General features: G+C 65.0%; 12 protein-coding genes. 3 read left to right on the top strand and 9 right to left on the bottom strand.

The features are described from left to right. Positions 1–81 precede the first annotated feature (81 nt). The 6 genes from NKH03_RS22185 to NKH03_RS22160 all read right to left on the bottom strand — a co-directional run bounded on the left by NKH03_RS22185 (position 82) and on the right by NKH03_RS22160 (position 6,129). Entirely contained in the window at positions 82–1,155 is a 1,074-nt protein-coding gene (locus NKH03_RS22185; RefSeq protein WP_352870283.1) for a D-alanine--D-alanine ligase family protein, read from the bottom strand. 117 nt (positions 1,156–1,272) lie between these two features. Next, positions 1,273–2,154: an SMP-30/gluconolactonase/LRE family protein gene (locus NKH03_RS22180; RefSeq protein ID WP_352970546.1), complete on the bottom strand. Its 882-nt coding sequence runs from the start codon at positions 2,152–2,154 to the stop codon at positions 1,273–1,275. Continuing rightward, entirely contained in the window at positions 2,154–2,795 is a 642-nt protein-coding gene (locus NKH03_RS22175; protein ID WP_352970544.1) for a 2-dehydro-3-deoxy-6-phosphogalactonate aldolase, read from the bottom strand. The genes NKH03_RS22180 and NKH03_RS22175 overlap by 1 nt, the downstream gene beginning before the upstream one ends. Then, the gene (locus tag NKH03_RS22170; protein ID WP_352970543.1) at positions 2,792–3,751 is read right to left on the bottom strand and encodes a 2-dehydro-3-deoxygalactonokinase; all 960 of its coding nucleotides are present in this window, start codon (positions 3,749–3,751) and stop codon (positions 2,792–2,794) included. Before NKH03_RS22170 ends, NKH03_RS22175 begins: the two co-directional genes overlap by 4 nt. Next, on the bottom strand, positions 3,748–4,515 hold the full coding sequence (locus tag NKH03_RS22165; protein ID WP_352870287.1) for an SDR family NAD(P)-dependent oxidoreductase: 768 nt from the start codon (positions 4,513–4,515) through the stop codon (positions 3,748–3,750). The genes NKH03_RS22170 and NKH03_RS22165 overlap by 4 nt, the downstream gene beginning before the upstream one ends. A 264-nt stretch (positions 4,516–4,779) precedes the next feature. Further along, positions 4,780–6,129, bottom strand: a complete 1,350-nt coding sequence (locus NKH03_RS22160; RefSeq protein ID WP_352870288.1) for a putative bifunctional diguanylate cyclase/phosphodiesterase — start codon at positions 6,127–6,129, stop codon at positions 4,780–4,782. A gap of 335 nt (positions 6,130–6,464) precedes the next feature. Between NKH03_RS22160 and gshB the strand changes: the two genes are divergently transcribed. Next, complete coding sequence (gene gshB / locus NKH03_RS22155; protein ID WP_352970541.1) at positions 6,465–7,409, top strand: glutathione synthase; 945 nt, start codon at positions 6,465–6,467, stop codon at positions 7,407–7,409. Positions 7,410–7,593: 184 nt separating this feature from the next. Next, on the top strand, positions 7,594–9,126 hold the full coding sequence (locus NKH03_RS22150; RefSeq protein ID WP_352970539.1) for a YifB family Mg chelatase-like AAA ATPase: 1,533 nt from the start codon (positions 7,594–7,596) through the stop codon (positions 9,124–9,126). Positions 9,127–9,230: 104 nt separating this feature from the next. On the opposite strand, the gene NKH03_RS22145 is transcribed toward NKH03_RS22150, so the two are convergent. Then, a complete protein-coding gene (locus NKH03_RS22145) occupies positions 9,231–9,473 on the bottom strand; it encodes an exopolysaccharide production repressor protein (RefSeq protein ID WP_352970536.1) in 243 nt (80 codons plus the stop codon). Positions 9,474–9,825: 352 nt separating this feature from the next. Here NKH03_RS22145 and NKH03_RS22140 point away from each other — a divergent pair, with 352 nt between their 5' ends. Then, the gene (locus tag NKH03_RS22140; RefSeq protein WP_352870292.1) at positions 9,826–10,365 is read left to right on the top strand and encodes a DnaJ domain-containing protein; all 540 of its coding nucleotides are present in this window, start codon (positions 9,826–9,828) and stop codon (positions 10,363–10,365) included. 128 nt (positions 10,366–10,493) lie between these two features. On the opposite strand, the gene NKH03_RS22135 is transcribed toward NKH03_RS22140, so the two are convergent. Continuing rightward, complete coding sequence (locus NKH03_RS22135) at positions 10,494–12,662, bottom strand: malate synthase G (protein ID WP_352970534.1); 2,169 nt, start codon at positions 12,660–12,662, stop codon at positions 10,494–10,496. Between the two features lie 273 nt (positions 12,663–12,935). Further along, the gene (locus tag NKH03_RS22130; RefSeq protein ID WP_352970532.1) at positions 12,936–14,978 is read right to left on the bottom strand and encodes a hydantoinase/oxoprolinase N-terminal domain-containing protein; all 2,043 of its coding nucleotides are present in this window, start codon (positions 14,976–14,978) and stop codon (positions 12,936–12,938) included. Between the last annotated feature and the right edge of the window lie 207 nt (positions 14,979–15,185).

Raw genomic sequence — 15,185 nt, 5'->3', positions numbered from 1 at the left:
ACCCTCGAAATTGTCACTTCAAACGAATGCCGAAATTACTTCCTCGAGGCCGGCTATGACCGAACCTAAAATCATCCCGCTCTAGTTGCTGCGGCGCGGACCAGTCAGCCGGCTTGCCGCGGTTTCGGCCATGGCGTCGACAAGCTCGAGACCCCATTGCTGGCGGCAATAGGCGCGGAAATCGAAGCAGGGCAGGCCAGGGCAGACCTCGAACTCGATGAGATGGACGGTGTCGTCGGCCTCGACCCTGAAATCGATGGAAAACACGTCGCGCAGGCCGAGCCCGTTCATCAGCCGCTCGGCGATCGCGCGAATGCTTGCGTCGGCGGCCGGCTGGCTGTCGGCAACCGCAACGAGTTCCGGTTCGGCATAGTGTCCCGCCGCCTTCGCTGCCTCGCCGGTGTCGCCGTAGAGCGCCAGGCTGTCCGCCATGGTCTGGAAATCCGCGCCTGAATCGACAAAGGCGACGCCAAGCGCTTCGACACCGGCGTCTGGCACCAAGCCGAGGAAGCTGGCGCGCACGTTGCGGCCGGCGACATAGGGCTGCACGACGACATCATCGCGATAGGCGGCGAACACACGCCGGCTGAGCTCCAGCGCGTGGCCGAGATCATTGCAGCGTGAATCCGGCCAGATGCCGATCTTGGCGCCAAGCCGGTTGGGCTTGACGAACCAACCGGCGGGCGCAGCCGGTGGCTCGACCAGCCATTTGCCGTCGCGCGCTAGCCCGGCTTGCGGCACCGGCAGGCCGAGCGCGCCAAGCACGGCGCCGGAGCGGAACTTGTCCTGGCAGAGTGCAAACAGCGCATCGTCGGCGCCGATCGTCTTGAACCCGCCCAGTCTCGCCAGAGCGGGTGCCGCCCCGCCCCGGAAATAGGCGATGCCGTCGGTCAGCGTCCAGACCAGCGTCATGCCGGGGTCCTCGCCGGCGAGCACGCCCGACGCCTCGTCGAACGCCACCGGCGCGAAAGACAGGCCGCGTACCTTGCAGGCGCGGCCAAGCGCCTCGAATTCAGGAGCGAGATCGGTCGACTGCGCCAGATAGGACGCGATTTCGGTGGCACGCTCCGGTGCATGACCGTCGGCGACCAGACGGTCCAGGCAGGCCTTTTCCGGCTCATGGACGAGGATCAGTCTGGGCTTGCGGCTCGGCATGAGATCAAATTCCCGGCGATGCGATCGCCCACCATCGCACGGTGAAGGCAATCGGCTCTCGCGAAACCGACACGGCGCGGGCGCCTGCGTGACAGCCGGCCGACCGCGGAATGCGGTTCAGGCGATCAGCACGCGCGGCTCGAAGCGGCCGTTGACCTTGATGTCGAGCAGAAAGGTCATGCCCGCCTGCGGATCGAGCTGGCGCTGCTTCTCGTCCTTGCCCTTCCAGGCGGAAGTCACCGCCAGCCGGTCGGCGTTCTTGCCGACGAAGGCCGGACAGGATGGCTGCGTCACCGGCATCGGGATTTCGCGCAGCAGCGCGCCTTCAGGCGAATAGGCCTTGACCACCTTACCGCCCCAGACGGCGTTCCACAGCACGCCGTCACGGTCGACGACCGAGCCGTCGACATAACCCTTGGACGAGCGGTGATCGACGAAGATTTTCGGGTCGCCGATGGGCAGGCCGGTGGCCGGGTCGCAGGCAATCCGCATCAGCAACCCGGTCGAGGTGTCGGTGTAGTAGGCGAGCGCGCCATCTTCCGAAAAGCAGATCGAGTTGGAGACGGTGATGTCGGAAAACAGCTTGCGCAACTCACCCCTGGAGAACCAGTAGATCGAGCCCGCGCCCTTGGCCTCGTCCTTGGCCATCGTGCCGACCCAGAAGGCGCCGCAGGGATGGACGCGCGAATCGTTGGAGCGCGTCAGCGCATTGTCGGCTTCAACAGGTGTATGCAGCGTCATGGTGCCGGTCGCGACGTCGCGGACAAAAAGGCCGGTCTCGGTGGCGATCAGCTGGCGCTTGTCGTCGATGATGGCGATGGCGCTCGCCATCTGGCCAAGCTCATGGATCTTCAGCGCGCCGGAGGCGACGCCCTGCTCCAGCAAAAGGCCGTTGACGATGTCGAACCAGAACAGCGCATCGGTGGCGGGGTCGTAGCTCGGACCTTCGCCGAGCTGGCAGATATGATCGGAGAAAACCGACACGCTCGCTTCGCTCATCATGCGTCTCCGCCGAATGCTGCATCCCAGGCCGTCACCGCCGCCCGAGCCCGCGCGGCCACCTCGTCGACACTCATGCCCGGCTTGAACAGGCTGGAGCCAAGTCCAAAGGCCGTCACACCCGCGGCCTTGTAGCCGGCAAAGTCTTTTTCGGAGACGCCGCCGACGGCGCCGACCACCGTTTGCGCCGGCAACACCGCGCGCATCGCGGAAATACCGACGGCGCCGAGCACGCTCGCCGGGAAGAATTTCAGGGCCGAGGCGCCAAGCTTGATCGCCAAGAAAGCCTCGGTCGGCGTGAACACGCCGGGCATCGTCACCATGCCATAGTGCATCGCACGCGCCATCACCTCGGCATCGATGTTGGGGCTGACCAGCAGCCGCCCGCCAGCCATGTGCAAGCTATCGACATCAGCTGGCGTCAGCACCGTGCCAGCGCCGACCAGGGCCTTTTTCGGCAGGACTTCGACAATCCTGGCGATCGAAGAGAACGGCTCCGGTGAATTGAGCGGCACTTCGATCGCCTCGATGCCGGCGTCGAACAGTGCCTGGCCTATTGCCGTCGCCTCGGTCGGTTTCAGCCCGCGCAGGATGGCGACCAGCCCGCGCTTGAGCTTAGGAAAAGGTGCGGTCTGGCTCATCGGGCTGCTCCAATCCTGGCGATCATGCTGTTTTCGCGCGCGGCTTCAATGAGCCCGGCACGCACCGCCTCGTCGGCATCGACAACCCGCACGCCGAGCCCCGCGAGGCCGAGTGCCTCACTGTAAAGCGTGGCCAAAGCGCCGGAGGCGATCAGCACGACAGGTTCCGCGCCGGCGCCATGACGGCGGCTGGCGGAGGCGATCTCGCCACCGATCAGAAGGCCGGACAGGCAGGCCGCGGCATCGTCGGCTTCCAGCTCCTGCAGCAGGCCGGCGGCGCGGATGGAAAACAGCCGCGAGGTGACATCGCCGCCTTCGCCCAATGCGGTTTCACACCAGCGGCGGAAGAAGGGATTGCCTGATGTGACGGGCTTGGGATGTTCGCCGAGCGAATGGCGCAGGATCGAGTGCGCGGCAAGCACGGAAAACAGCTCGCCCGTCGGCCAGGTCCCGAAACCGGCGACGGCGCCGTCCTCGACCAGCACCCATTTCGAATGGGTGCCGGGCATGCAGACCAGCTGGCGTCCCTTGGCCGGCAGGCCGGTGCCGGCGAGCTGCGTTTCCTCGCCCCGCATGACGTCGGGCGCGTCGGCCAGCCGCTGGGCGAGGCCAGGAACGATGCGGATGTCGCGGCTCTGGCCGGGCACCTTGGCAGCGCCGCCGAGAACGGCACTGAGCGGCGCCGGCACGGTGACGTAGGGCGCCTCAAGCCAGCCCTGGCGAGACCCGGCCATGCCGCAGATGATGACGGGCAGCGCTCCCGGTGCTCCCATCGCCGCGAGATGCCCTTCGAGAATAGTCGAAAAGCCCTTTTGCTGGGCAGTGATCAGGCCATCGTCGCCACGGCGTTCGGCTAGCACCTTGCCTTGCCCGTCGATCAGCCAGACCCTCATGCGGGTCGTGCCCCAGTCGACGGCCGCTACCGCCGGCGCGTTGCTGGCAAACCCAGGGCTCACAGGAAACCTCCATCGACGATCAGCATCTGCGCGGTCAGCATGCGCGAGGCGTCCGAGGCGAGGAACAGCACGGTGCCGACGATGTCGTCCGGCTGCATGACCTGCTTGATGCACTGCTTGGCGACATGGGCGGCAAGCGCCTGTTCGGTCACCCAGAGTTCTTTCTGCCGCTCGGTGATCACCCAGCCCGGCGCAATGGCGTTGACGCGGATGCCGTCGACGCCGAGCTTGCCGGCCAGCCCCTTGGTGAGGCCGAGGATGCCGGCCTTGGCGGCCGTGTAGGACGGCATGTCGGGGTGGTTGATGAGATAGGATGTCGAGGTGAAGTTGATGATCGAGCCGCCGCCGGCCCGCTTCATGCCCGGCGCCACCACTTGCGCGGTGAAGAAATGCGGCCGCAGATTGATTGCCTGGTTGTTGTCCCAGAACTCGACCGTCACGTCCTCGACGGCGTGGCGTTCGTCCCATGCGGCATTGTTGACCAGCACGGTGACATCGCCATGCGCCTCGGCCGCCCTGAGAGCCGACGCCCGCAAGGCCTCGACGTCGCGCAGATCGGTCTTGAGATAGAGTGGCCGTTTGCCGAACTCTTTCTCGATGCGGTCGACAAGTATCGTGCTTGGCCCGTCGGCGATGTCGATGAAGGCGACATTGGCGCCCTGGCGCACAAAACCCTCGGTCAGTGCCGCGCCAATTCCGGAGCCGCCGCCGGTGATCAGCACCGAGGCGCCTTCGAGGTCGGCAAAATGCGCCGATGGCATCATCTCTCTCGTCTCCCAGCCTGACCCCGAAATCGGACCGATTTTCGGAAAGGGATCATGCGCGAATATAAAGTGCTACAGCGTCCTTGCACGTCCTGAAGGACGCGCGGCGCTGTAGTCAGACCGGCGCGCATCCTAGCCACGCAAGCAGCGTGGGCAAGGGCGAACGGTCGGATTTTTGGGCATATGTCAGACAAAACGACAATGCGCCGCACTGGATTGCGGACAGCGGCATCGTCGGGATTGGCGGCGGTTCGAGATCGCCGGTCAGATCGCGTTGGCGCGCAGGGCGCCGCGGAAAGAATCGCGGAGATAGCCTAGCGTGGCGTCGGCATCGACCGGCTTGCCGAACAGATAGCCTTGCCCGCCGGCGCAGCCGAACTGGACCAGACGGTCGGCCTGTGCTTCCTGCTCGATGCCTTCGGCGACGACGTCCATGCCGAGCCCCTCGCACATGGCGAGAATGGCGCGGATGATGTGTTCCGACGGACGGTCGTTGAGAATGGAGGAGACGAAGGCGCGGTCGATCTTGAGCTTGTCGAAATGGAATTCGCGCAAGCGGCCGAGCGAGGACTGGCCGGTGCCGAAATCGTCGAGCGAGACACGGATGCCGACGCGACGCAGGTCTTCGACGATCTGCGCCGCCGAGGCAGGATCGTTCATCAGGCCGGTTTCGGTGATCTCGATCTCCAGCCGGCGCGGATCGAAGCCGGTTCGCTCGAGGATCGCCAGTATATGCAGGCCGGTATTCTGGTCGACGAGCTGCGAGGGCGACAGGTTGAACGACAGGAACAGGTCCTTCGGCCAGCTCCGGGCCGCCTCGGTCGCCTTGCGCAGCACCAGCTGCGACAGCGGGCCGATGATGCCGCGCTCCTCGGCGATGGGGATGAAGACGGTGGGCGGCACGGAGCCCAGGTCGCGATCGGTCCAGCGCGCCAGCGTCTCGAAGCCGATGGTGCGGCGCGTGTTGAGGTCGACGATCGGCTGGAAATGCGGCTCCACCTCGCCGGCCGAGACGGCGCGGCGCAGCGCCTGTTCGATGCGGGTGACGCGCTTGGCCGCCTCTTCCATCTCGCGGGTGTAGACGACGACGCGGCCACGCCCGGAGCGCTTGGCGTGATAGAGCGCCGTTTCCGCCTTGTTGATGAGGATCTCGGTGGTCTCGTCACCCGAATAGAACAGCGAGCAACCGACCGAAGCCGTGAGCCTGGCGGTGCGTTCGCCGACATCGTAGGGCGCCGACAGGATCTCGATCAGCATACGGGATTTTTCAGCCGCCGCCTCCTCGCTGAACACCATCGGATACAGAAAAGCGTATTCGTCGGCGCCGATGCGGCAGACCGTGGAATAGTCGTCCATCGAGGCGCGCAGCCGCATCGCCACCTGGATCAGGATGTCGTCACCGGCCTTGTGTCCGAACAGGTCGTTGATCGGCTTGAAGCCGTCCAGGTCGAGGATGCCGACGGTGAAGGGCGCGGGGTCGTCGGCACGGTCGCTGATCAGGCGATCGACCTTGTCGAAGAAGCGGCGATGGTTGCCAAGCCCGGTCAACGGATCTGTGAATGCCAGATCCGTGCTCTCCCTGTTTGCCTGACCGGTGCCAAACGAAGTTTGCATCGGTGTCCCTGTTTTGTGACGTCGGAATTTATTTCGAGACTGGCAGCAAACCCTTTAGGAAACGTATCGCGAAATAGATTTTTCACGGGTAAAGCGCATGACCTTCGGGAAGGTCGAGACGGGGTGCGTCAAACCTTTGTTTTCACGCACGTCTTCAGTCGTTTCCCGCCGCTGGATGACGCGGCGCCTCGCCTTGTCTCCATGTGGCCGGCAAGATCGGGGCCGGCCTGGCTTTGCGCCTTGCATATGCCAATCCTGGAAATGTCGCGATTGGCAGACGCACGGTGAGCCTGTACAGGCAAGACAGTCGCATCCGAGTCCGCCGGAGACCCGCCATGAAGTTGAAAATCGCCGTCCAGATGGACCACATCTCCACCGTGTCGATCACCGGCGACACCTCGTTCGCGCTGTCGCTGGAAGCGCAGCGGCGCGGCCACCAACTGTTCCACTACACGCCCGAGCGGCTGTCGCTGCGCGACGGCAAGGTGTTTGCCCGCATCGAGGAAATGCAGGTGCGCGACGAGAAGGGCAGCCACTATTCGCTGGGCGAGAAGGTGCGCACCGATCTGTCGGAGATGGACGTCGTCCTGCTCAGGCAGGATCCGCCCTTCGACATGAACTACATCACCACCACGCATATCCTTGAACGCATCCATCCCAAGACGCTGGTCGTCAACGATCCGGCCTGGGTGCGCAACAGCCCGGAAAAGATCTTCGTCACCGAATTTGCCGACCTGATGCCGGACACGCTGATCACCAAGGATCCGATTGAGGTCGCCGCCTTTCGCAAGGAGTTCGGCGACATCATCATCAAGCCGCTCTACGGCAATGGCGGCGCCGGCATCTTCCATCTGCACGAGGCCGACCGCAACCTTGCCTCGCTGCTCGAAATGTTCGGCCAGATGTTCCGCGAGCCCTATATCGTGCAGCGCTATCTGAAGGACGTTCGCAAGGGCGACAAGCGCATCATCCTGATCGACGGCGAACCGGTCGGTGCCATCAACCGGGTGCCGGCCGAACACGATTCCCGCTCCAACATGCATGTCGGCGGCCGCGCCGAAAAGACCGAGCTGACGGAACGCGAGCGCGAGATTTGCGCCCGCATCGGGCCGGCGCTGAAAGAGCGCGGCTTCATCCTCGTCGGAATCGATGTCATCGGCGACTACATGACCGAGATCAACGTGACCTCGCCGACCGGCGTGCGCGAAGTGCAGCGCTTCGGCGGCGCCGACATCGCCAGCCTGTTCTGGGACGCGGTCGAGGACAAGCGACGGAAGTAACCGTCTTCATTTGGTCTTAATCATGTTCCGCTTTTTGCAACCGAGCTCTATTCGGTTGCAACCTGCGCGCTAACGTGTTCCTGTAATGTTCTTGATTTGGCCGGGGAATTGTGATTGTCTCGCCAAAGGGGCTCTAACGCCCTAACAGCGCGGGCTCGGGCAAGCCCACAATCGGGGTGGGAAAATGGTGGCGCGGGTTCGCACGGTCGCTTTCCAGGGCATCGAGGCCGTGCCGGTCGACGTGCAGGTGATGATCGCGCCCGGCAAGGTCAACATGCATATAGTCGGCCTTGGCGACAAGGCGGTGGCGGAAAGCCGCGAGCGGGTGCAGGCGGCGCTGCATGCATCGGGCCTGTCGATGCCGTCGAAGAAGGTCACGGTCAATCTGGCGCCCGCCGACCTGCCGAAGGAGGGCAGCCATTACGACCTGCCGATCGCGCTCGGCCTGATGGCGGCCCTTGGCGCGATACCCGGCGACATGCTGGCCGGCTATGTCGTGCTCGGCGAATTGTCGCTCGACGGCACGATTGCCGCGGTCGCCGGCGCCTTGCCTGCGGCGATTGCCGCCAATGCAGAGGGCAAGGGCCTGATCTGCCCATTTGCCTGCGGGCCGGAAGCGGCCTGGGCAGGCAAGGAAATCGACATTCTGGCGCCGCGCAGCCTGATCGCTATCGCCAATCATTTTCGCGGCACGCAGGTGCTGTCGCGGCCGGAAGCCGGCATCCACGCCGCGGCGCGCGACCTGCCCGACCTTGCCGACATCAAGGGCCAGGAGACCGCCAAGCGGGCGCTGGAAGTGGCTGCGGCCGGGGGTCATAACCTTCTGATGATCGGGCCGCCCGGCTCGGGCAAATCGATGCTGGCGCAGCGGCTGCCGTCGATCCTGCCGCCGCTGGCGCCGAAGGAATTGCTTGAGGTCTCGATGATCGCCTCGGTGGCGGGAGAACTCGGCGAAGGCAAGTTGACCGACCGGCGGCCGTTCCGCGCGCCGCACCATTCGGCCTCGATGGCGGCGATGGTCGGCGGTGGCATCCGCGCACGGCCGGGCGAAGTGTCGCTCGCCCATCATGGAGTGCTGTTTCTCGACGAGTTTCCCGAATTCACGCCGCAGACGCTCGATGCGCTGCGCCAGCCGCTCGAGACCGGCGACTGCATGATCGCGCGCGCCAATCATCGCGTCACCTATCCGGCGCGCATTCAACTGGTCGCGGCGATGAACCCGTGCCGCTGCGGCATGGCTGGCGAGCCGGGCTATCGCTGCCTGCGCGGCGAGCGCTGCCGCACCGACTACCAGGCGCGCATCTCGGGCCCGTTGCTCGACCGCATCGATCTCCGGATCGAGGTGCCGGCGGTCTCGGCCAGCGATCTGATCCGGCCCGACCGGGCGGAGAAAAGCGCCGATGTGGCGCTGCGCGTGGCGCAAGCCCGCACCATCCAGCGCGAGCGCTTCGAGCGGCTCGGCGCCACCCGCGCCACCACCAACGCGCATTGCTCGCCCTCTGTCATCGAGGAGATCGCCATGCCTGACGCCGCCGGCCTCTCGCTGCTCAAGGACGCCAGCGAAAAGCTCGCCTTTTCGGCACGGGCTTACCACCGGGTGCTGAAAGTGGCGCGCACGCTGGCCGATCTCGACACCAGCGAAACCGTCGGCCGCATCCACCTGGCAGAGGCAATTTCCTACCGCATGAGTTCGGAGCGCATGGCGCAGGCCGCGTAGGCTGCTGACTGCCGATCACTATGCTTGCGGTTGTGATCTTGGTCCCTGCCGTCGAAAATCCGGCAGCATGTTAGCGCGTCAAGCCAACCCTGCCGAACGACCATTCACCAGGGCCACAACATCAACGGTGACGTTGGGTCTGCCGGCGTCGCACGGGCGTCGGACACTTCCGGTGCTCGCCTGAATATCAAGTGAACAACGAGGCCGAAATATCCCGCCTGAAGCACGACCATTGCAAGAATGGCCCATCCGAACGCCACCCAGACCGATCCGGCTTCAATGTAGGCCCAGATCGCCACGATGATTGTGGTGGCGGACATGCCCACCAGGAACCGCGGAAAATACATCGTTTTGCCACCCGCTTGACCACCCGTTAGTTAAGTTTTCACTAATTTAGCAAATTTGCAAGCTTACGGGATCAAGATGCGCGCCTCGTCGCGTTGGCGACGCCACGTTGCCTTCCGCGATCACGCCATAACCATTCCCTTACGAATCGACCATCTCTGCGGTGCGGCGGACCTGATTGTCCGCTTGGCCGGCGTCCTCACCACCCAACGGCCCCCACCGAACGGGCGCCGGCCCTTTTTTCCTCGTCCAGAAGCGTGGCCGTCGTCGATGCCGGACTAAAGCCTTGGCTGCTGCATTGGACATTCCTTATTCAGACAATACGAATATGGTGGCAGCAGAGGGTGTACCGCTATGTTCATAGACTATTACGAAGTTTTGGAAGTCAGCCCGAACGCCAACTCGGAGACGCTGGAGCGCATATTCCGCTATTTTGCGATGCGCTATCATCCAGACAATCAGCAGACTGGCGATGAAGCGCGCTTCAGCGAAATCGTGGAAGCCCACAATACGCTCAAGGATCCGGTCAAGCGCGCTCAATATGACATCGCGTATAAAGACCACGCCGGCCTTCGCCGCGAGTTGACCGAGGAAGCCAGCAACACCAAAGGCATCGAGCGGGATGTCGTGATCCAGGCCAAACTGCTCTCGCTGCTTTACGCGAAGCGCCGTCACGACGTCACCAATCCGGGGATCGGAGATGTAGAACTTGAACGCTTGTCAGGCTGTCCGCGAGAACATCTCGAGTTTCATCTCTGGTATCTAAAAGCAAAAGGCTGGATAGCAAGAGTGGAAAACGGGACGATCGCGATTACGGTGGAAGGCGTCGATCGCGTCAACTCCGAATACCGCCGCGATCCCACCATTCGGCTCCTGGACCACACAGCTTCCTAAGGCCTTCTCTCTGGCCGGCAGCAGGGTCGAAGACCTGCCGCCCATTGACGGCAGCAGCCGCTGGTCGAGAAGAAAAACCCCAGCCGATCAAGACCGTCGACGACAATTTCGCCGCCGCTTGTGCCTGTTCAGCCCTGCTTCGCCTTCAATTCCAGCCGTCGCGCGTGCAGCACCGGCTCGGTGTAGCCGTTGGGCTGATTGCTGCCCTTGAACACCAGGTCGCAGGCCGCCTGGAAGGCGATCGAGTTGTCGAAGTCGGGCGCCATCGGGCGGTAGAGCGGATCGCCGACATTCTGCCGGTCGACGATGGTCGCCATGCGCTGCAAGGCATCCATCACCTGGATGCGCGAGCAGACATGGTGGCGCAGCCAGTTGGCGATGTGCTGCGAGGAGATGCGCAGCGTGGCACGGTCTTCCATCAGCCCGACATCGTTGATGTCTGGCACTTTCGAACAGCCGACGCCCTGGTCGATCCAGCGCACGACGTAGCCGAGAATGCCTTGCGCGTTGTTGTCGAGTTCGCGCTGGATCTCGTCCGGCGTCCAGTTCGGCCGAACCGCCACCGGCACCGACAGGATGTCATCGAGCTTCGCCTTGGGCCGGCTCTTCAGCGCCGCCTGCACGGCATGCACATCGACCTTGTGGTAGTGGGTGGCGTGCAGCGTCGCCGCCGTCGGCGACGGCACCCAGGCGGTGTTGGCGCCGGCCTTGGGGTGGGCGATCTTCTCGACCAGCATCGCCGCCATCAGATCCGGCATCGCCCACATGCCCTTGCCGATCTGGGCACGGCCGGCCAGGCCGCATTCGAGCCCGGTGTCGACATTCCAGGCCTCGTAGGCGGAAATCCAGGCGGCCTGCTTCATGTCGCCCTTGCGGATCATCGGGCCGGCTTCCATCGAGGTATGGATCTCGTCGCCGGTGCGGTCGAGGAAGCCGGTGTTGATGAACACCACGCGCTCTTTCGCGGCGCGGATGGCCTCCTTGAGGTTGACGGTGGTGCGCCGTTCTTCGTCCATGATGCCCATCTTGACGGTGTTCCTGGCCATGCCGAGCAGGGCCTCGACACGGTCGAATATCTCGACGGCGAAGGCGACTTCCTCCGGCCCGTGCATCTTGGGTTTCACGACATACATCGAGCCCGCGCGGGAGTTCATCCGCCGCCCCTCAGGCCCGACATCGTGCAGCGCGATCAGCGCCGTCATCGCCGCATCCATGATGCCCTCCGGCACCTCCTTGCCGTCGCGGTCAAGGATTGCCGGGCTGGTCATGAGGTGACCGACATTCCTGACCAGCATCAGCGAGCGGCCAGGCACGGTCAGCGTGCCGCCGTCAGGGGCGGCGTAGGAGCGGTCGGGGTTGAGCCTGCGGACAAAACTCTTGCCGCCCTTGGTGATCTCTTCCGCCAGGTCGCCCTTCATCAGGCCGAGCCAGTTGCGGTAGACGACGACCTTGTCCTGCGCATCCACCGCCGCGACCGAATCCTCGCAATCCTGGATGGTGGTCAACGCCGATTCCAGAATGACATCGGCGACGCCTGCCGGATCGGTGCGGCCGATCTGGTTGTTGCGGTCGATCACGATCTCGATGTGCAGGCCGTTCCTGACCAGCAGCACGGCACCCGGATTGGCGGCGTCGCCGCGATGGCCGACGAATTGTTTCGGGTTGGCCAGCGTGGTCGAGCCGGCGCCGGCGCCGAGCTTCAGCGCGCCATTGGCCACCGACAGGCCGTTCACGCCTGCCCACTTGCCCGAGGTGAGCGGGGCAGCCTCGTCGAGAAAGCCCTTTGTCCAGGCGACGACCTTGGCACCGCGCGCCGGGTTGAATTTCCCGCCCTTCTCGGCGCCGTCCGTCTCTGGGATCGCGTCGGTGCCGTAGAGCGCGTCGTAGAGCGAGCCCCAGCGCGCATTGGCGGCGTTCAGCGCATAACGCGCATTCATCACCGGCACCACCAGCTGCGGGCCGGCAACGACTGCGATTTCCGGGTCGACATTGTCGGTCGACACGCTGAAAGCCGGACCTTCGGGGAGGAGATAGCCGATCTCCCTGAGGAAGCCCTTGTAGGCCTCCATGTCGACGGGCGCGCCATTCTCGCGATACCAGCCGTCGAGCTTTTCCTGCATGGCGTCGCGTTTTTCGAGCAGTACCCGGTTCTTCGGCGCCAGGTCATGGACGATGGCTGAAAACCCGTTCCAGAAGGCGTCCGCTTCGATGCCGGTGCCGGGCAGCGCTTCCTTGGCCACGAACTCATGCAGCTCGCGGGCGATCTGCAATCCGGCGATCTCGATGCGATCGGTCATCAGGCTACTCCAGATGAAAGGCTTTGCGGGCCTTTGGCATGTCAGGGTGGCAGGGTCAATTCAGCTTAGGGTGAAGGTGGCGTATTTAAGCGGCCGGCGCAGCTGCCAATCTCTCCGGTCGAGGGCCCATCGAGGGGAGATGGCCGGCAGGCCAGAGGGGGTCGCCGCGCGTGGAGCGCCAACCTCGTCTCTGGCTGAAGATCGCGCCCGGTCGGACCGACCCCCTCTGTCGCCTTCGGCGACATCTCCCCCTCGAGGGAGGAGATGTCGCGCTCACACCGCAATCCTTGGCCGTCCAGACGCCACCGCCACCACATGCGCCTCGATGAACATGCGCTGGGCTTCGACGGTCGAGACGCGGAATTCGGTTGCGACGTCGATTTCGGCGCTGTCGGTGCCGGCTTCCTTCGCGCGCTCCGCGACGATGGCGCGGACATCGGCCTCGGCCGCCGCGATCGCCGCCGCCTCGTCGAGGAAATCGCGCACGGTTTCACCCGAGGCGAGACGAAACAGCCCTTCCTTGGGCTGGCTGACCCGCGCCTCGGCCGACACCCTGACCTGACCGACGACGGCGCCGAGCGCATTGGCGACATCGGTATCTTCCGGCACCACGCACTCATTGCCGATCAAGGGCGGTAGCCCCGCATAGTGCAGCGGCGCCGAGGCGCCGAGGCCGATGACCGGGCGGTCGAGTGCGACGCTCAGGCGAGCGATGCCGGGATGCGCGTCGACGGCGCGCTGGACCAGCGCGTGCGCCACCGTCGACGCCCCGTCGAGGCCGTCCTCGGCAAAGGCGGTTTCGAGAATATATTCGGCCGACCAGCGCGTCAGCGTCACCAGCACGCGCTCCGAGATCGCTTCCGGCGAAGCGGCGATCGGCTGGCCACGGCCGTCGCGCTTGCGCGCGAACAGCTCGGCACCGAGGCGAGCCGCGACCGGATCCCAGTTCGCCTGCTTGCCCAGCACATGGGCGGCATCCGACGGCGTGAAGCCGGCGATATGCACCAGCCCGCGCGACACCAGCCGGTTCAGCGTCGCGTTCTGCGCGTTCGAGGTCAAAAGCCTGTCGATGGCGACCGGCGTGGCACCGATCATCTCGTAGAGCCGGGCTTCGGCGCCGGTCAGTCCCGCGGCGAGCCGGTCCGGCACGCCGGTGCGCACCGCGAAGCGGCCGTCCATGCGGCCGGGATTGGGCGCCCGCAGCTGACGTTCGAGTTCCAATGTGACGGCATTGCCATGCGCCATGCCGGCCAGCGCCAGCGGCACCAGGCGGCGCGGTCCGAGCAGTATTTTCGGGTTGAGCGCGCCATCCTCCAGCGTCACTTCGGAATCGCCGCCGAGGCCGAAGGTGCGCATGGCGACGGCCTCGACCATGGTGCGGAAGCCGCCGACGGTGGCGCCTTCCGGATCGAGCCGCGGCCGGCCGCCGTCGAGCACGGCGACGTCGGTGGTGGTGCCGCCGATGTCGGACACCATGGCATTGTCGAGCCCGGTCATGTGGCGGGCGCCGACCAGGCTGGCGGCCGGGCCGGAGAGGATGGTCTCGATCGGCCGCTGGCGGGCGAACGCCGCCGAAACCAGCGCGCCGTCGCCACGTACCACCATCAGCGGTGCCGCGATGTTGCGCTGCTCGAGGAAGCCTTCGGTCGCCGCCACCAGCCGGTCGATCATCGAGATCAGCCTGGCGTTGAGCAGCGTGGTCAGCGCCCGGCGAGGGCCGCCGAGCTTGGCAGACAGTTCGTGGCTTGATGTGACCGGCAGGCCGGTCTTTTCGCGGATCAGCTCGCGGGCGGCGATCTCGTGCGCCGGATTGCGGGTGGCGAAATAGGCGCAGACGGCAAAGCCGGACACAGAGGCGCCGAGTTCCGGCAGCGCCATTTCCAGCCCGGACAGATCGAGCTTGGCGGCATTGCCGTGCACGTCGTGGCCGCCCGGGCAAAAAACCACCGGGTCGGTGCCGAGTGCGGCTTTCAGTCCGTCGCGGGCGAGGTCTCCCTCGGAAAAGCCGATCATCACCAGCGCGACGCGGCCGCCCTGGCCCTCGACCAATGCGTTGGTGGCTAGCGTCGTCGACATCGAAACCAGCTTGATGGCGGCGGGATCGGTGCCGGCCTTCAGCAGCACCGCGTCGACGGCGCCGGAAATTCCGACGGCCAGATCATGCCGTGTGGTCAGCGCCTTGGCCTTGGCCAGCACCTTGCCCTTGTTGGGCCCCTCTTGCTTGCCTTCCGTCTCGGACCACAGCACGGCATCGGTATAGGTGCCGCCGGTGTCGATCCCGAGGAACAGTGGCCTTGGCTTGGTCTTGGTGATCATCTTTTGCGGCGGTCCGGCTGGCGAATTTATGTGCCCCTGCCCTTAGCCGATACGGAGCGGGCAATAAAGCCGCGAGCGCTGGGCCACCAGGCGTGGTTGTTGTCGGGAACAAGCAAGGTCAGCGGGACAGCACCCCCCTCTGTCCGGCAGGACAGAGGGGGGTGTGAAGGATCGCCGCCCTGGCGGGTAAGCCAAAACGACTACCCG

It is taken from the genome of Mesorhizobium sp. M1406, assembly GCF_040317555.1.
GTDB lineage: Bacteria > Pseudomonadota > Alphaproteobacteria > Rhizobiales > Rhizobiaceae > Mesorhizobium.
The sequence above is the reverse complement of the archived record's forward strand: the minus strand, read 5'-3'. Positions and strand labels throughout refer to the sequence as shown.